Annotated in this window: 14 protein-coding genes and 3 tRNA genes; 3 read left to right on the top strand and 14 right to left on the bottom strand. The window is 45.4% G+C overall.

The window, feature by feature from the left end; translation table 11 throughout:
• Positions 1-8: 8 nt before the first annotated feature.
• The 5 genes from QP420_RS00105 to QP420_RS00125 form a co-directional block, all read right to left on the bottom strand.
• Positions 9-974 (bottom strand): purine nucleoside phosphorylase YfiH/LACC1 family protein, encoded by a 966-nt coding sequence (locus QP420_RS00105; RefSeq protein ID WP_415695615.1) that lies wholly within the window; start codon positions 972-974, stop codon positions 9-11.
• Positions 975-1,045: 71 nt separating this feature from the next.
• Positions 1,046-1,909, bottom strand: a complete 864-nt coding sequence (locus tag QP420_RS00110; RefSeq protein ID WP_415688915.1) for an aldo/keto reductase — start codon at positions 1,907-1,909, stop codon at positions 1,046-1,048.
• Between the two features lie 166 nt (positions 1,910-2,075).
• Complete coding sequence (locus QP420_RS00115) at positions 2,076-4,835, bottom strand: polyribonucleotide nucleotidyltransferase (RefSeq protein WP_481616242.1); 2,760 nt, start codon at positions 4,833-4,835, stop codon at positions 2,076-2,078.
• 422 nt (positions 4,836-5,257) lie between these two features.
• Entirely contained in the window at positions 5,258-5,527 is a 270-nt protein-coding gene (gene rpsO / locus QP420_RS00120; protein ID WP_004131651.1) for a 30S ribosomal protein S15, read from the bottom strand.
• 120 nt (positions 5,528-5,647) lie between these two features.
• On the bottom strand, positions 5,648-6,295 hold the full coding sequence (locus QP420_RS00125; protein WP_060787123.1) for a hypothetical protein: 648 nt from the start codon (positions 6,293-6,295) through the stop codon (positions 5,648-5,650).
• Positions 6,296-6,435: 140 nt separating this feature from the next.
• On the opposite strand from QP420_RS00125, the gene QP420_RS00130 reads away from it, so the two are divergent.
• Together QP420_RS00130 and QP420_RS00135 are read left to right on the top strand one after the other, a co-directional pair.
• Positions 6,436-7,131 (top strand): DedA family protein, encoded by a 696-nt coding sequence (locus tag QP420_RS00130; protein WP_060787122.1) that lies wholly within the window; start codon positions 6,436-6,438, stop codon positions 7,129-7,131.
• A 95-nt stretch (positions 7,132-7,226) separates the two neighbouring features.
• Positions 7,227-7,299, top strand: a tRNA-Ala gene (locus QP420_RS00135).
• A gap of 74 nt (positions 7,300-7,373) precedes the next feature.
• Here the strand turns inward: QP420_RS00135 and QP420_RS00140 are convergent.
• The 9 genes from QP420_RS00140 to QP420_RS00180 all read right to left on the bottom strand — a co-directional run bounded on the left by QP420_RS00140 (position 7,374) and on the right by QP420_RS00180 (position 16,877).
• Positions 7,374-9,341 carry a serine/threonine protein kinase gene (locus tag QP420_RS00140; RefSeq protein ID WP_481616243.1) on the bottom strand — a complete coding sequence of 656 codons (1,968 nt, stop codon included), beginning with the start codon at positions 9,339-9,341 and terminating at the stop codon, positions 7,374-7,376.
• Positions 9,342-9,488: 147 nt separating this feature from the next.
• Positions 9,489-10,847, bottom strand: coding sequence for a UDP-N-acetylglucosamine 1-carboxyvinyltransferase (murA, locus tag QP420_RS00145; protein ID WP_060787120.1), 1,359 nt, complete (start codon positions 10,845-10,847; stop codon positions 9,489-9,491).
• A gap of 96 nt (positions 10,848-10,943) precedes the next feature.
• Positions 10,944-12,374, bottom strand: coding sequence for a metallophosphoesterase (locus QP420_RS00150; protein WP_481616244.1), 1,431 nt, complete (start codon positions 12,372-12,374; stop codon positions 10,944-10,946).
• A 339-nt stretch (positions 12,375-12,713) separates the two neighbouring features.
• Positions 12,714-12,785 (bottom strand) — tRNA-Gln (locus QP420_RS00155).
• A 40-nt stretch (positions 12,786-12,825) separates the two neighbouring features.
• Positions 12,826-12,898, bottom strand: a tRNA-Glu gene (locus QP420_RS00160).
• A gap of 186 nt (positions 12,899-13,084) precedes the next feature.
• Positions 13,085-14,647, bottom strand: coding sequence for a glutamate--tRNA ligase (gene gltX, locus QP420_RS00165; protein ID WP_481616245.1), 1,563 nt, complete (start codon positions 14,645-14,647; stop codon positions 13,085-13,087).
• A gap of 27 nt (positions 14,648-14,674) precedes the next feature.
• Positions 14,675-15,604 carry a hypothetical protein gene (locus QP420_RS00170; protein WP_481616246.1) on the bottom strand — a complete coding sequence of 310 codons (930 nt, stop codon included), beginning with the start codon at positions 15,602-15,604 and terminating at the stop codon, positions 14,675-14,677.
• A gap of 106 nt (positions 15,605-15,710) precedes the next feature.
• Positions 15,711-16,343, bottom strand: coding sequence for a histidine phosphatase family protein (locus QP420_RS00175; protein WP_481616247.1), 633 nt, complete (start codon positions 16,341-16,343; stop codon positions 15,711-15,713).
• A gap of 24 nt (positions 16,344-16,367) precedes the next feature.
• Positions 16,368-16,877 (bottom strand): GtrA family protein, encoded by a 510-nt coding sequence (locus tag QP420_RS00180; RefSeq protein ID WP_415688896.1) that lies wholly within the window; start codon positions 16,875-16,877, stop codon positions 16,368-16,370.
• A gap of 102 nt (positions 16,878-16,979) precedes the next feature.
• Here QP420_RS00180 and QP420_RS00185 point away from each other — a divergent pair, with 102 nt between their 5' ends.
• The gene (locus QP420_RS00185) at positions 16,980-17,327 is read left to right on the top strand and encodes a phenylpyruvate tautomerase MIF-related protein (protein WP_415695602.1); all 348 of its coding nucleotides are present in this window, start codon (positions 16,980-16,982) and stop codon (positions 17,325-17,327) included.
• Positions 17,328-17,488 lie beyond the last annotated feature (161 nt).

Consider the following 17,488-nt stretch of genomic DNA (forward strand, 5'->3'; position numbering starts at 1 on the left):
TCGTAGCTCTACTTGTCTTTTATAACTAACGCTAACATTCTGCCTTCGTGCGATTTTCCTGCAAGACCCGCGCGCCTGTGTGAATACCAGAGTGGATTTTCCAGCGTACACATTGGGTTTTGCAACGCCTGCAGGCGATTTTCCAGCGCTTCGCCTTCGCCATCTACCTTACAAATAGTTTGCAATTCCTCGTCTTTAGCCAAATATTGCGTGGCGGCAGTAACGCGCGGCAAAGCCTCCACAACGTTTGCAACTCCTGCCAGCGCTAAATCAATGCGAGCAGCTTGCGCAATATCAATTCCAACGCCGCCAAATCGCGTACGCGTTGCAGTCTGCGGGTAGCGCCGCTCAAAGTCGCACGCTATTTCTTCTCCAACTTCGTAGCAATCGCCACAAATGCATGGCCCCAAAACAGCAGTTATGCTAGAACGATTAGCGCCCTTTTTGCACATTGCTTCAATAACCGAATCAAGCACTCCAGCCATTAAGCCTTTGCGGCCGCAATGCGCTGCAGCAACTACTCCCGACTCGCTATCTGCAAGCAAAACTGGCAAGCAGTCGGCAGCAAACATTCCTAAAGCAAGCGAACAAGCAGTTGAAACTTGCGCATCTGCTTCAATTTGCAATTGAGAATCCGCAAAACCTGTGGCATCAAAGCCATACGACGTATCCCACGAATCAACTATTTCGTCTGCATCAAATACGCTATTGCCGTGAACTTGGCTAACAAGGCACAAGTCGGCTTTAAGCGCGCGTTGCAAAGCGCAACGATTGCTAAACACGGATTTAAAGTCGTCTCCAGCCTTGCCGCCTAAGTTAAGCGAAGCAAACGCGCCTTCGGAAATTCCGCCCAAACGCGTTGTAAAAACGGCGTGCGCGCGCGAGCCTAATGGCACTGGAATTGTTACTGGAATTGGCAGGCCGTCTTCATCTTCGTGCGCAAGTGGCATTCCTGCTACGCTAGTTTCTTGCATATTATTCGCTTTCGTTTTGTACCATTTTTGTACCATTTAATGCATTAATGCAACAGACTAATCCAAATCAACTAGCCTAAATAAGCTAATTCTTCGTCGCTTAATTGCAAATCTGCAGCCTTTAAGCTGTCTAAAATCGTTGCTGGCCTATGCGCTCCTGGAATAACAAAAACGTTGCTGCCCTTGGCAAGTTCCCAAGCCAAAACAACCTGCTGATAGCTAACTTTGTGATCATTTGCCACTTTACGGAACGGATCAAAAAGATGCTCATCGTACGGGTGACGGAATCCACCAAGTGGACTCCAGCAAACAAACGCAATTCCAAGCTTCTTGCAATATTGCAACGTGTCTTCGTTTTCTAAATGCACTGGCGAATACTGATTTTGCACAGCCACTAACTTGCTTCCTAAAATCTTGCGCGCAATGTCAATTTGCTCAACAGACGCGTTAGAAATGCCGATTTCGCGCGCAACACCCTCATCGAGCAACTGTTGCATTGCCTCAATCGACTCGTTGTATGGAACTTGCGGATCTGGCCTGTGGAAGTAAAGCAAATCAATAGTGTCTACTCCAAGAGCCATTGCCGACTCTTTAGCGTGAGCAATCAAATGCTCTGGCTTTCCATCTTTACCCCACGTTGGCTTTCCGTCTGTAAAGTTGCGGAAGTGACCGACTTTTGTTGCAACAAGAATTGAAGATTTGTCTCCATTCCAGCTTTCCAACGCCTCGCGCACAAGCTTTTCGCCAGTTTGCTCCTCGCCACCCGAACAGTAATACGCCCACGCCGTATCTATATGCGTACAACCCGCGTTTAAAGCTGCGTGGATTGTTTCAATGCCCATACTGTGCCCAAGATTGTTTTCAATCGTTAGAGGCATCTCGCCAAAGCCAATAGCCGTGGTATTAAACGATCCTAGAGTGCGATTCATGGCCATTTTTGCTCCTGTTCAAGTGTTTTAAAAACTGTTTCAAAATGCCCCCAAGCGCAAAAGCAACTTGAAGGCATTTAGATCTTTTATTTTATATGATTACGCAATTACGTTAAGCGATTACGTTAAGCGATTACTCGCTTGCATTTGACTTGCGATTAACCTATTTAAATTAATCCTCGTCAAATGGGTCAAAATCGCGGCGGATTCTGCGGCGAGGGCGTTCTGCGCGCTCCTCGCGTGCAGCGCGGTACTCATCGTAGTGGTCGTCATCTGCAGCGTAGCGCAGGTTGCGGTCGCTCACTCGGCGATCCGAGCTGCGGCGAGGGCGTTCTGCGCGATCGTCGGAGCGGTCGGAACGTTCGCTCGTATTATCGCCTCTGTCGTCATAGCGCGAATCGCGGTCGTCGCGAGGAGCACGCCTACGTGGACGGTCTTCATAATCGTTGTTATCGTAGCGATCACTTCTGCGATCATCTCTTCTAGAAGAGCGGTCATCGTAGCGGCTGGAACGATCAGAACGATCAGAACGATTATCCCTGTCGTCGTAGCGCGAATCGCGGTCGTCGCGAACACTGCGGCGGCGAGGGCGATCGTCTCTATCTTCGCGATCTTCCCTATCTTCACGAGGAGCACGCCTACGGTCGCTTCTGCGATCATCCCTATCATCCCTATCTTCGCGTGGCCCGCGTCCGCGATTTTCGCGAGGTGCTGGCGCCGAAGACTCTTGATTTTCAAAACCTGGGATTGCCAAAGAAATCTTGCCGCGCTCATCTACGCTTTGCACGATTACTTCTACGGTATCTCCCTCTTTAAGCACATCTTCAACGGTGTCAATGCGCTCACCGTTAGCAAGGTTACGAATCTGAGAAATATGCAACAAGCCGTCGCTTCCAGGCGTCAAATTAACAAACGCACCAAAGCTTGTTGTTTTAACAACCTTGCCCGTAAAGGTTTCTCCAGCCTTTGGAATACGTGGATTTGCAATGGAATCAATGATTTCCTTAGCCTTCTCGGCAGCTTCGCCACCTTCGGAAGAAATGTAAACGGTACCATCGTCTTCAATAGCAATCTCGGCACCAGTTTCTTCTTGAATCTGGTTAATCATCTTGCCCTTAGGGCCAATCACTTCGCCAATCTTATCTACAGGAATCGTAGTTGTAATAATGCGTGGAGCAAATGGGCTCATCTCTGCTGGGCAGTCGATGCACTCGTTAATCACTTCAAGAATAGTAGTGCGAGCCTCGTGAGCCTGCTGCAAAGCGGCAGCCAAAATGTCTGCTGGAATGCCATCAAGCTTTGTATCAAGCTGCAAAGCGGTGATGAATTCAGATGTACCAGCAACCTTAAAGTCCATATCTCCAAACGCATCTTCTGCGCCAAGAATATCGGTTAAAGTCTTAAAGATGTGCTTGCCATCAACGTCTCCCGAAACCAAGCCCATAGCAATACCGGCAACTGGAGCCTTTAAAGGCACGCCAGCAGCAAGCAGGGAAAGCGTAGAAGCGCACACAGATCCCATAGACGTAGAACCATTGGAACCAATAGCTTCCGATACCTGACGAATAGCATATGGGAACTCTTCGCGACTTGGCAAAACTGGCACCAAAGCCTTCTCTGCCAAAGCACCATGGCCAATCTCGCGACGCTTAGGGGATCCAACTCTGCCCGTTTCGCCAGTGGAGTATGGAGGCATCTCGTAGTTGTGCATGTAGCGCTTGGTCTGTGGGCCAGAAAGCGCATCCACCTGCTGCTCCATCTTAAGCATGTTCAAAGTGGTTACGCCCAAAATCTGGGTTTCGCCGCGCTGGAAGAGCGCAGAACCGTGAACGCGTGGAACAATATCTACTTCGGCACTAAGCGTACGAATATCGCGCAAGCCACGGCCATCAATGCGGTAATCTTCCGTCAAAATACGACGACGAACAATCTGGCGCTGCAACTCCTTAAAGGCGTTACCAAGCTCCTTTTCTTTTTCTTCATCGTCCATATCGGTAAACTCTTGCGCAATCGCCTCGCGCACGCCTTCCTTAATTTCCGCAATGCGGTCTTGGCGTGGAAGCTTTTCTGCAATCGAAAGAGCTTCGTTCAAATCTGCATGAGCAATCTCATCGATTCTTGCATAAAGCTCATCCGTGTACTCTGGGAACAGCTGGAATTCCTTGGTTTCCTTAGACGCAATGCGCTTCAACTCATTTTGCGCTTCGCAAATAACCTTAATAAACGGCTTTGCGGCTTCTAAGCCTCCAGCTACAACTTCCTCATCTGGCTTGATTTGACCTTCGTTGTAAATCAAATTCCAAGCATTCTTTCCAGCGCCTGCTTCAATCATTGCAATAGCAACGTCGCCATTTTCAATAACGCGACCAGCCACAACAATTTCAAACACAGCGCGTTCGCGTTCGCTCCAACGAGGGAATGCAACCCACTGGCCATCAATCAAAGCCAAACGAACGCCAGAAACTGGGCCTTCAAATGGAAGACCAGAAATCATAGTAGATGCAGATGCAGCGTTTAAAGCAATAACATCGTAGGCGTCATCTGGATTAATCGCCAAAATCGTCTCTACAACCTGCACTTCGTTACGCAAAGTGTGTGGGAAAAGTGGACGCAACGGGCGGTCAATAATACGGCACGCAAGCGTTGCCTCATTTGATGGGCGGCCTTCCCTGCGGAAGAAAGATCCTGGAATCTTACCAGCAGCGTACATTTTTTCTTCCACATCCACAGTCAACGGGAAGAAATCGTAGTTTTCTTTTGGACTAGACCCTGCAGTCGTCGTCGACAAAATCATGGAATCGTCATCCAAGTATGCGGCAACAGCACCGTCAGCCTGCTGAGCGAGGCGACCTGTTTCAAAACGCAGCGTGCGCTTTCCAAATGAACCATTATCAATAACGGCTTCTACAGCCTTAATTTCGGGACCCTCCACGGGTTCCTCCTTTTCTAACTTACCTAATCAACCAACATGCGTCGTCATTGGCAGACCCGCTTTTTTGTTACCTTTACCTAACATCCGCGCGAATCTTTGCAAAATGCATAACCAACATTTCGTAGTTTTTTGTTTCGGTTACTTCAATCATCCATATTCAATTATGTTTTATTCTTCAGTTATAAATCCTACAAACTTAAGAATTCACTAAAACTAAATCGCTTAAATCTTCAATCTAAAATCGCTTTAAATCACTAATCTAAAATCACTTTAAATCTTAAATTCATCTATTTAATCAGCCATTTAATCAAGCTTTTTAATTCTACTTCAAACCCGCTAAATAAACTAGGACTTAATAAATAGTATGCATAAACACAACCGCATAAATACAAAAGCCCGAGCTTATGCCCGGGCAAAAAGACTTATCGACGCAATCCGAGTCGATCAATCAAAGAACGATAGCGGTTGATGTCTACGCGCTTCAAGTAATCAAGAAGACGGCGACGATCACCAATCATGAGCATCATACCACGACGAGAGTGGTGATCATGCTTGTGCTCCTTCAAGTGATCGGTAAGGTCGGAGATGCGCTTGCTGAGCAAAGCAACCTGAACCTCTGGGGAACCCGTGTCACCCTCGTGCGTTGCGTATTCGTTGATAATGTTCTTCTTATCTTCAGCCGTTAATGCCACGGCGTCCTCCTTATATAATTACTGCGCGGTGCCGCATCCTTTAATGCAGCGCTTGCAAATCCGCGGGCGTTACACGCCGAGTTTCAATGTTACAACTATGCCCAAACAAGCTTATAAAGGCTACATAGCCGTTATAAATCCGCCAAAAATCACCACAAGAATCGCCAGAACTTCAATAGCGTAAAACATTATGAACGAAGCCCAACTGCGAGTCAAAACGTTTAATCGCGACTTTTTAGGAACTACTACAAGCAATCCAACAAACAGAATCGCATAAATGGCAACACCAAATCCAGCAGAGATTATTCCAAGATTTGCAGCATTTGCAAGTCCACTAAAAGCACCATAAACCACGTACGTTGAATACCAAAAGCTTAAGCGAAGCAGGCATAACCCGCTAATAAACTGTTCAATCGTTAGAAAAACAACAAACAAAAAGCGCCACAACCATTTGCTGGACTCAATTAGTGCCATTGCTAAAGCCGTAGCTGTTGCAACAGTTGTAACCCAAGCAATAAACACAACACCTTGAGCAGATAGGCCAGAAAAATTCTTAACAACCCAAGCCGTGTGTTGAACCGCCAAAGTTCTACCCACCCAGTATGGAACAACAATCGCTACAAGAAGAATCGCAAAATACAACACCCAACGTTTAGGATTTGAGTGGCGTTTGGAAATATCGGCTATAGATAGCTCCGACTCCAATTCGCTAGGTGATTCAAGGGTTTTATCTGCGTTAGCATTTGCGTTTGCTTTACGCTGATCCATCTCTTGCACTCTCCTTTAACGCGCTAAACACTTAATGAATACCTTACCAGGCACATTCCCCTATCTAAAGTGTGCAATATAATGGTTACTCCACGCGATTGTAGCAAAATGCGCAATCACAAATAGATTTAGGTACGTACATGGGTTTTATTCACTTTATTCTTAACCTTCTTAAAGATCCACGCTCTGCTATAGCTGGCTGGATTGCTATGGGAACCGCCCCAGCACTAGGACTAATCTTTCTAATCATCTTTATTGAAACTGGTGTTGTGTTCTTCCCATTCTTACCTGGCGACTCCTTGCTTTTTGCAGCTGGATTCTTTGCAGCCCCAGATTCCACAACGGGTAAAAGCTCGCTTCCACTTGCGATTTTGCTCGCCGTTGTTTGGCTTGCGCCTATTATTGGCGACCAATGCAACTACTTTATTGGCCACTTTTTTGGCAGACGAATCGTTGAATCTGGCAAAGTTAAAGCCCTAACACCTGAGCGCATTGCTAAAACAGAAAAGATGATAGATAAGTGGGGGCCAATCGCCGTATTCTTAGGCAGATTCTTCCCGTTTATCCGCACATTTATGCCGTTTATTTCGGGCATTTCTGGCATGCGCTGGACTCGTTTTACGCCGTTTTCTATTCTTGGCGGAGTAGTCTGGTCGTCGCTTTTTACTCTTCTCGGATACTTCTTTGGAAACATTCCTTTTGTTCAAAAGAATTTTGAGCTTGTTATAGTTGCGATTTTGCTGATTTCTCTTGTTCCAACTTTTATTGGACTTTACAAAGCTCACTCTGCCAACAAAGCTAAAAAGCGCTTGGAAGGCAAATCGCAGCAGGATTGACCAAAGGATTAGCAACGTTTTACAACACTCCCACGCTGCTAGCGTTGTACTTTTACACATTTTGTAGTACAGTGTGCAGAGTTGTGTAAAACATTGGGGCTATAGCTCAGTTGGTAGAGCGCTTCGTTCGCATCGAAGAGGTCGTGGTTTCGATTACCATTAGCTCCACTAAGCCCACTGCATTCATTCCACCGCAGTGGGCTTTTTCTTTTCTCTACCTCGCTTGGTGAAGTCATTAAATCCTAGGCACCGCTGTTATCGAATGTGTTTTCAACAGAGTCGATTAGCGAATCCGCCTGGCCTATTATCTGCTTAACTCTGCCATCAACGTTCTTATTTTGCGACTTTAAAGACCGCGCCAAATCCAACGCATCGTCAAAAATCTTTTCAACAATATCTTGATTTACACCATCTGCCTTAAACTGAGCGCTCCACTTATTTAGCGACTCAAACGCAATCTCGCTTGCATCGATTTTTACAATCTCATTTTCGTTTTTCTTTGCGTTTTCAATAAAAGTGCGCAATTTTGCAGCGTACTCTCGCGCCTTGGGCTTTTCTTTTCCTTGCGTATAATTTGCAAAATCCAAGTAACCGCTGCCAAGCGTAGAATACATTAACGCAGATTCATAATCCTTTGATTTAACTCCTTTTAGCGCCTCTGCAAACCACTTAGCAGATTGCTCTATGCGCTCTTTTCTGTTTGCATTTATTGGCGCTTCTTCGTCTTTAGCCGCATAATACCAATACGCTTTGCCTACAGACAGGCACAGCTCATACCAGTCTTCGGATTTTTTAAGCGTTGACTTGTACTTATCAACAAACGCCGTAAAATCTTCTCTTTCGCTTGCGTTCCACCTAAAATCTTCAATCTGGTTTACTAAAAGTCGCAGCGCTGGCTGAATAGATATAGGCTGAACATTTGCATTAAAAAGTTTGATTTGCAAAGCCATAGCCTTATCAACGTATTCAACAACCTGTTTAGAATCTGTTGACTTTGCAGCTTTAACCATGTATTGCTTATATTCTTGCGCTCTACTTGTTGTTGCAGACGCGTTCTTGTTTTTTGCAGCGATATTGCCATTTTTTACATACGCACTCTTCTGGCTTTGCGTTTGCTTACTTTTAACTGTTATTACGGATTTGCAAGCAAATACAAACACAACACACCCAATAAGTGCCATTAATGCGCAGCAAACAATCTTAACAATATTTTTCTTTCCACTTTGCACACCATTTTTCTTATGTCTTTTGCCAACATTTTGTTTACCGCCTTTTGCACGCCCTCTTTTGCGCAAAACCAGCCCCGACTCTTCCGTATTTGACTCGATTTTTACGCCAAACTCTAAATCTTCTAAACAATCTTTTAACGCTTGCGCAAACTCCGCGCAATCTTCGTACCGATCCTTTGGATTATTTGCCAAAGCGCGCATCAAAACAGCATTAACGCCACTAGCAGAATCACTCTTAGTTAAATCGAAGTTAGTAAGCGGATGCGATTGTCCTAAACGCGATTGGCCTAAACGCGCTTGGCCTAAATCTTTAAATCCTTCTAAATAACACCTACCCGTAAGCGCATAAAACAACGTTGCTCCAAGCGCATAAACGTCTGTAAAAACTCCGATTTTAGCGCCCTGCTCAAATAACTCAGGAGCCGCAAATCCCTGCGTTGCAAAACGCGCATCTTGCTTAAATCGGCTTGGCTGCACTAAAACACCATCTTCGTTTTTAAGTTCTAGTGCGGAGCCAAAATCAATTAAATGCACGCTGGAATCGCCAGAAACCATAACGTTAGAAGGTTTTAAATCGCAATAAATAACAGCTGGCTTTAACGAGTGAAGGTATTGCAATAAATCGCATAGCTTAATTCCTAAAACGCACACTTGGCTAGGACTAATAACGCCACTTTGCTCAATAATTGTTTTTAAAGAACAGCCTTCAACATAATCGCGAACAGCGTATGCTCTGCCGTTTTCTTTAAAAAAATCAACGATTCTAGGAATACAAGGATGATTGCAGTGGTTTAAAACCTCCACTTCCGCTCGAAGCGACTGCAAAATCAAGTCATTTTTATCGCTATCTAAATGCTCAGCAGACGTCTCTTTAACAGCCCACTGCTTGTGTAAAACAGTGTCTACAGCAAGATACACGCTAGAAGTTCCGCCAGAACCGAGTTTTCCCAGCAGCTGATATTTTCCACCCACACAAACCATATTTTCCGCACTTTCATAAAATCACGTCGACAATAATCCTGTGCGCTAAACTCTATGCACTAATTTATGCAAAGAAAAGACTTAGAGGAAAATGTGTACCAAAGCCATTAAAGCCCTAGAAAAATAAGGGAAAAGTTATCCACATTGCTAGTCAATGTCTGCACCAAGAGCAGTGAGCTTGCCTCTAAAATCTGCATAACCGCGGTCAATAAGCGAAATGCCCTTAACGTTAGACGGCCCCTTAGCTGTAAGAGCAGCAATAAGATGGCTAAAACCGCCTCGCAAATCTGGAACATCAATATCTTGACCAGTAAGAGGAGTTGGCCCAAAAATAACAGCAGAATGCTTGTAATTGCGCTGCTGGAATCGGCATGGAAGAGAGCCTAGGCACTCGCGATATAGCTGAATCATTGCACCCATTTGCACAAGAGGCTTTGTAAAGCCAAAACGATTCTCGTACACCGTTTCATGCACAATGCTCAAGCCCTTAGCCTGCGTTAAAGCAACAACAAGCGGCTGCTGCCAATCTGTCATAAAACCAGGATGAACGTCGGTTTCAATAGCAACTGGATGCAAATCTCCGCCTGGATGCCAGAATCGAATACCGTTATCTGCAACGTCAAACTGGCCGCCAACCTTGCGGAAAACGTTTAAGAATGTCATCATCTCTGGCTGGGTTGCGCCCTTAATAAACACATCTCCATGAGTGGCAAGCGCCGCCGAAGCCCAAGATGCTGCCTCAATCCTATCGGTTAAAGCAGTGTGGTTGTAGCCTTGAAGCTTATCTACGCCTTCGATTCTAAAAGTGCGATCAACATCTACAGAGATGATTGCGCCCATTTTTTGCAAAACGGCCACCAAATCCATAATCTCTGGCTCGATTGCAGCACCCGAAAGCTCCGTTTTGCCATCTGCAAGAACGGCAGCAAGAAGCGTCTGCTCCGTAGCGCCAACCGAAGGGTACGGAAGGTGGATTTTGGTGCCATGCAAGCCGTTTGGAGCAGTAATGTGAATACCATCTTCGTGGTCTTTATTTACATTTGCGCCAAGCTTGCGCAAGGTTTCAAGATGAAAATCTATAGGGCGCCCACCAATATTGCACCCACCAAGCGCTGGAATAAAAGCCTCACCAAGCCTATGAAGAAGCGGGCCAGAAAACAGAATTGGAATACGAGAAGACCCCGATAGCGTGTCTACGTCTGCAACGTCTGCAAGTTGAACCTTGCTTGCGTCAATGCTAACAACGCCTGCAGCGCCATCAACGCTTACATCTACGCCATGCAACCGAAGCAAATCCGAAACAACATGAACATCCCTAATTTCTGGAACATTCTTTAACACGGATTTTCCAGGAGCTAAGAGCGCGGCAACCATTGCCTTGCTAACAAAGTTTTTTGCGCCACGAACTTTAATAGTTCCGTTAAGCGGCTTACCACCTTCTACATGCAAAACGTCTGCAGCCCCAACGCCACTTTCGTTCTGTTCAGCCGTGTTTTGCGCAGACACATTTACCTCTTTCGTTTGCAACTAAAACTAATAACTATAATACCTACATGCGTGCCAATCGCGCTCAGATTTGCGCCAATGCTACATAATCACGCGTTACTTTGCAGCTAAAGACCGCCATCTTCTTAAAATCCTTGCAAAAAGTGAAGGCTTTTGCAATAAGTCAACTTCTGGCAAATCGTGACTGCAATCTGCGTTTAAACCATACGTGTATGCCTTTTTAGATGAGGCTTTTCCAACCAAATCGCCAAATTCTAGCATCTGTGTTCTAGGCTCATAAGGGTGACGAATGTCAAACTCAAGAAGCCTTGCGCCGCATTTAGACGCCACTGGCCCGTAAGACCCAAATCCGCACGTTGCAGTGGCCATTAGAAGTATGCCAGAATCCTCGCACCTGCCCGCAAACGCGTTTCTGTGATCGTGCCCCGCGCAAAAAGCAAAGGCCCCAATCTTTTGCAAAATATTATATTCACCACTATCTTGGTCTGGGCAGCTCACGCCTTCTCCAAGATATCCATCTGGCAAAACGCGATTATCGTCTAAAGCGTAATATTTTCCAGCAAAACGCCTATATCCTTCGATTGCGTGTTCTTTAGCAGCGCAATCCTTAGAAACTTCGCGCAGCAAATCGTAGTATTGCGGAAGCGGAAAATGCTGAAAAACGCAGAATTTTGGTGGCAAAAAGCTTGGCAAATCCGCTAAAAAGTCAAGTGCCTTGCTGGAAGGACTTCCGTAGCCACCACGCTTTTCGTAGTCGCCAGAGTCTACAAGAACAATAGAAAATACGACTTTTTCTTGATTTACATCCATAACAGGCAGAGCAAAAGTTCCCGCTTGGCAAGGAAATATGATTTGCTTTGGCAAAATGCTTTTTGGAAGAGACATTGCAGATGCGCTAGAAAATTCCCCATCGGTTTGCTGGCGATTCAAGCAGCCCGAAAACTCTTGATACAAAGAATCCAGCTCCGCGTTGCTTAATCCGCACTGAAAATCGTGATTCCCGTACGTTAATGCCCATGGAATTGATCGATCTTCTAAAGGCTTTACCATGCGCTTAATATGCTCTAAGACTTTTTTGCGCGTATCTTGCAAAGCGTTTTCACGCGACTTGCGAGCGTCTACTCCACGGTTATCTTGCGACTCATCCCAGCGCCTACGCACAAAAGTGTTTGCAAAATCTTTAGCATACCCAGCAATCTGATTTCCGCTAAAAATCACAATATCTGGCTTAACTGCATCGCATGCAGACTCTATAAGCTTAATGGTGTCTTTACTGATTTTTGGCGCATCTTGAACATCCGCAAACTGTAAAACACGGAATTTTCCCGAAAGATGAAATTGCAACTTACCTAATCTTGCAGAAACAGACATTGGCAACTTTGGCAAATCCGATGCATTAGATGACTTAGATGCGTTAGATGACTTAGCAAAACTTGACGACTTAGCATTTTGAGAAGACTCTTGCCCGTTTAGACTACTTTTCAAAATCTTAGAGTCGTTTTTATCAGATTCTGCAATTTCTAACATAGTTCAAGCATACGGCACAGCATCGGGCGTATCAACAAAACGCGGAAAAACGGCGATTTTTTACAATATTTTAAGATAACTTTAAGGCAATAACCTATTTGCCTTAAGAAAAGGGTGATTATATATAAACCATAAAGCTAATAAATCGCAATAGGCAGCGATTTACACCAATAACTGAACCTCTCTTCTTCTCTTCTTTCTAACCCCGAGCTAACCGCTCGGGGTTTTTGTTTTGCACGAGATTTGCACAAGAGGCACGTAAGATTCGAGTGAGATTTGAGTGAGATTCATTCGTGGAAGTTGAAAAAGAAAAAGCCCTCGTCCTACGAGAGCTATTCGCTGGGGTACCTGGACTCGAACCAAGAATGGATGAACCAGAATCACCTGTGTTGCCAATTACACCATACCCCAATTGGCAGGCGTCGCGGCTCTTGGAACCGTTCCGTCTTTGTACCCCCGACCGGATTTGAACCGGTGTTGGCGCCGTGAGAGGGCGTAGTCCTAGGCCGCTAGACGACGGGGGCTTCATTTATATCTGCTACGCCTCTTGACGCAACAAATGTCGACTTTACAACATAACGCAAATACATGCAACCGCGGCGTGTCGCAGCAGATACAAATCAAATACAAATCAAATGCAAAAATGCCCTCACCCAAGTGCAAAAGCACAAGAAGCGAGGGCATTAATCGCGTTAAGTTTGATTACACTTTTACAGGTTTTCGCGCAAACCAGCCAAACGCGCCAAAGTCACATCTTTGCCAATAATTTCCATTGACTCAAAAAGTGGCGGCGAAACGCGGCGTCCAGAAAGAGCCACGCGCACAGGGCCAAACGCCAATCGTGGCTTGTAACCGGCCTCTTCAACAAGCTTCTTGTTCAAAAGCTCGTGCAAAGAATCCGTATGCCAATCAGAAGCCTCAACGTTCTTTAAAGCAGCAATCGCAGCGTCAAGCACCTCACCTGCAGATTCCTTAAGCTGCTTACGCGCATCGTCATCTGGCTCAATGTAGGCTGCATCGCTTAACAAGCTAGAAACCATTCCAGCAACCTCGCCAAGCAAGCGCACGCGAGGCTGAACAAGCGGAGCTGCAGCGGTGAGCACCTCGCGCTCGCGACTAGTCAAAGCATCCCAGCTTTCTGCGCTCACAACGCCATCCTTATGCAAGTAAGGCACAGAGCGATTCAAGAAGTCTTGCGGATCAAGCATACGAATATGCTCCGCATTAATGGAGATTGCCTTATCTAAGTCAAAGTGCGCAGGATTTGCCTTAACGTCTCGCACATCAAACTTTTCAATCATCTCGTCCATAGAGAACACATCGCGATCAGGCGCAATCGACCAGCCAAGCAAAGCCAAGTAGTTAAGCAAGCCTTCTGGAATAAAGCCGTTATCTCTATGCAAGAACAAGTTGGACTCAGGGTCTCTCTTAGAAAGCTTCTTCTTACCTTCGCCCATAACATAAGGCATATGGCCGTAAAGTGGCGTTTCTTTAGCAATACCCATTTCCATAAGATAACGGTAAAGCACAATCTGACGAGGTGTAGAGCTAAGAATATCCTCACCGCGCAAAACAACGTTTACATCCATCAATGCATCATCAACAGGATTTGTAAGCGTGTAAAGTGGATCACCATTCGGGCGCACAATCACATAATCTGGAACAGATCCAGCTTTAAAAGTGATTTCTCCACGAATCAAATCGTTAAAAGTAATGTCTTCATTTGGCATCTTTAAGCGAAGTGCAGGCTTTCTGCCCTCCTCGCGGAAAGCTTGCTTCTGCTCCTCAGTAAGGTTGCGATCGTATCCATCGTAGCCAAACTCAGCTGGTCGACCTGCAGCAATATTGCGCTCTTTAATCTCTTCTGGAGTAGAGAAGGATTCGTAAGCATATCCTGCTTCAAAAAGCTTTTGCGCTACATCCTTATAAATCTCCATACGCTGAGACTGGCGGTAAGGGCCATTTTCTCCGCCAACATCAATGCCCTCGTCCCAATCAATATTTAGCCAACGAAGAGCCTCAATAATCTGCTGATAGCTTTCCTCGCTATCTCGCTCGTTATCCGTGTCTTCAATGCGGAATAGCAACTTGCCATGAGTGTGGCGCGCTTCCGCCCAATTAAATAGCGCAGTACGAACCATGCCAACGTGAGGCGTGCCAGTTGGAGAAGGGCAAAAACGCACGCGAACATGCTCTGGCATTTGCGGCTTAGTGGATTTTGCTGCATCGTTAGCAGCGATTTGAGTTTCCTCTGTATCAGTCATAGGTTCCATTGTGCCGCGCGTTACGGACGTGCCTATCTAGTCAAGCGCTTGAGTTGATTCCTTATTCCCCTCCACATGCGCAAACTTAGCAGCCAACGCTTCGCGTGACTTGCGGTCGTCTTCTTCTTTTGCAAGTTTTTTAGCCTCTTCTGGATCCCAAAGAACGTCTTCCCTATGCTTTGCCCACTCGCGCTCAAGTAATGGAGACGCAAATTCAACCAGTGCGCTCATGCCATTTGCGCCATCATCGCCACTTTTTGCACAATCTACAAGCGCACGCCACTGAGTGTCTTTAAACATCATTCGCGGAACTCCAGCAAACTCGCACACTTCGTTTATGTACAAGAATATAGGCAACGTCTCGCAAATATCGCCAGTTTTTTCAATAAGACTTTTAAGAATAAACAGTATTGCCGTAATTTTTTGCGTTTCTACAAGATGTAAATCGTAAAAATTACACTCTTTCTTTGCGCAACTAAACGCATTCTGCAAGCTTTCAACGCTCCAATTTCCAGCAACTCCCAAAGCATCTGCAGCGCTATTTATTGCATTAACATCTTTATAAGCATTGGTCTCAAGTTTGCTAAGAATAGCGCTAACATCATTCGTGTTGTTTTCTAGCGCCTCTTGAGCCTCGCTATAGTTTGGATCGTAGCATAAATCCATATCGTCGTAGGCATTTGCTGCTGCCAAAAGTGCGTCAACTATCTCTTGCGGGCGGCCCGGAATTTCGTCCGCGCCTTCGTACACAAACTCTGCGTCTGGAATAGTAACATCAAGATTCGTAAGAATTCTGGCAATCGAATGAATAACCCTAACTTCAAGGTTTTCCGAATATTTTGCATCATTATCTAAATGTCGCGCTTCTTTTAAAGGCCACAATTTTGTTAAATCCACGGCCGTCTTTGCAGCAGACTCAAGCAGACTCAAGGTTTTTGAATCCAGCTTTTCCACAGAATCACTCATGAACGCTCCTTTGCAATGAGTTAGCGCAAACGCAAGGTCTATTAGTTAATCGCATTTGCGATTCGCCCACATCTTAAATAATCTATTACCTATTATTCCACACGTTCTACTGCACACGCGCCGCAGGATCCACATATGTGATGGAAAGCACATTCATGTTTTCGCAATCGTAGGTAATCGACGTAATCGACGCCAAAGCTGTTTTTCTAAGCAGCATATTATGCTCCGCGTGACCCGTTTCTAGCAAGTGTCTATAAGACCATATTGGCGATTCATGAGTTACGGCAATAATCTGCTCTCCTGGGTGATTTTTCACTTGCTCGCACGCAAAATCGCCAACGCGCGCAGCAATACTCTTGTAGGATTCTCCCCAACTTGGCTTCCACAAGTTAGACACAAGCTTCCAATTGTTGTTTTTCCACAACGCGCCTTCGCCGTAGCCGATTCTTTTCCCTCGAAAATTGTTTTCCGCTTCGATTAAACGATTGTCTAAAATAATCGAGCCAATTTGCAAAGCATTTGCGATTTGCTGCGCAGTTTCTTGTGTGCGCTCCAAAGGAGACGAGTAAATCGCACTAATTGTGCGCATTTGTGGAACAGTTGCAATGTATTGTGCCGTGGCACTTGCCATTTTTAAGCCACGATTAGATAAGTGAAATCCTGGAAGACGCTCGTAAAGCACGTGATTCGGATTTTCCACTTCTCCGTGGCGCACAAAATGAATAGTCGTAGCTGGCATATCTTCCCTAAACCTACTTCCAGCTTACTTCCAGCCTTTTGGAGCGTGATTTAAAGACCACTCGCCCAACTTATGCGCAAAGCTGTTATCTTTAGCGGCATCATAATCAGGTTTTTGCGACTTTGTATCGTCTAAAAGCCACTTTCTAATAACAAAATTCCATATAGCTACAACAACAGTGGCAATCAACTTGCCTATGTTTGTGCGAAGCATGTAAATCGCCGTACCGCGCAAAGTTTGCGCCATCCCAAGCGTGCTAAGCCAAATAATCGCATCGTTAATAAGCAAACCAATAACCGCAGAAATAACAAAAATCAGCAACTCCATCCAGCGAGCCATGTCTTCGCGATGCTTAAACACATACTTCATGCTGGCAATGTAGTTAAAAATAAGCGAGATTATAAAAGATATTGTTCCAGCAACAACGTTATTAAGATGCACAAGAAGCAGTAGATTCAACAGCGCCACGTCAATAATAAGCGCAATAATTCCTACAATTCCAAATTTAACAACCTGTTCAATAAGTTTTTTCATACATTCAATTAAACACGCGGAGGCTAACAATTTACTATAATTATTGCGTAACACAAGTTTATAGAACTTAGCAAATTTATAAAAATTAGCAAAGGAGCGATTATGCCAGTTATTCACACTCACGTTTCTGTAAGCACAACACCTGCTCAGCGCGATGCCTTAAAAGCAGCGTACGGCAAGGCGATTAGCGCGGTTCCAGGCAAAAGCGAGCATTGGCTTATGTGCCCATTTGAAGACAATATGCCGATTTATTTTGCGGGAGACAATTCCAAGCCTGCAGCCTACGTTGAAGTGAACGTTTTTGGTTCTAGCGTGCCAGGGTCTGCTTGGGAAAAATTGACTGAGCAGATTATGGCAGCTTTGCAGAGCGAACTTGGAGTGCCACAGGATCGCACTTACATTCGCTACACAGCAACCACGGACTGGGGTTGGAACGGCGGCAACTTCTAATCGCAAACCTACGAGCTGGGGACAATTTGTCCCCATGAGGCAACTAACTTCTAGTCGCGAATCGCATAAAATCGCGTCAAAACCCTAACCAAAAAGCCTACCGCAAACAAACGGTAGGCTTTTGCTATACCCAATAGATGTTAGTGCAATCAGCAAAAATT

The sequence above is a fragment of the Bifidobacterium sp. UMB1197 genome, from assembly GCF_030217745.1.
Taxonomy (GTDB): domain Bacteria; phylum Actinomycetota; class Actinomycetes; order Actinomycetales; family Bifidobacteriaceae; genus Bifidobacterium; species Bifidobacterium vaginale_B.

Bases quoted from the DNA above. Each gene is read 5' to 3' on its own strand.
- QP420_RS00105 (WP_415695615.1), bottom strand. From the start codon at position 974: ATGCAAGAAACTAGCGTAGCAGGAATGCCACTTGCGCACGAAGATGAA.
- QP420_RS00110 (WP_415688915.1), bottom strand. From the start codon at position 1,909: ATGGCCATGAATCGCACTCTAGGATCGTTTAATACCACGGCTATTGGC.
- QP420_RS00125 (WP_060787123.1), bottom strand. From the start codon at position 6,295: ATGGATCAGCGTAAAGCAAACGCAAATGCTAACGCAGATAAAACCCTT.
- QP420_RS00130 (WP_060787122.1), top strand. From the start codon at position 6,436: ATGGGTTTTATTCACTTTATTCTTAACCTTCTTAAAGATCCACGCTCT.
- QP420_RS00140 (WP_481616243.1), bottom strand. From the start codon at position 9,341: ATGGTTTGTGTGGGTGGAAAATATCAGCTGCTGGGAAAACTCGGTTCT.
- QP420_RS00150 (WP_481616244.1), bottom strand. From the start codon at position 12,374: ATGTTAGAAATTGCAGAATCTGATAAAAACGACTCTAAGATTTTGAAA.
- gltX (WP_481616245.1), bottom strand. From the start codon at position 14,647: ATGGAACCTATGACTGATACAGAGGAAACTCAAATCGCTGCTAACGAT.
- QP420_RS00170 (WP_481616246.1), bottom strand. From the start codon at position 15,604: ATGAGTGATTCTGTGGAAAAGCTGGATTCAAAAACCTTGAGTCTGCTT.
- QP420_RS00175 (WP_481616247.1), bottom strand. From the start codon at position 16,343: ATGCCAGCTACGACTATTCATTTTGTGCGCCACGGAGAAGTGGAAAAT.
- QP420_RS00180 (WP_415688896.1), bottom strand. From the start codon at position 16,877: ATGAAAAAACTTATTGAACAGGTTGTTAAATTTGGAATTGTAGGAATT.
- QP420_RS00185 (WP_415695602.1), top strand. From the start codon at position 16,980: ATGCCAGTTATTCACACTCACGTTTCTGTAAGCACAACACCTGCTCAG.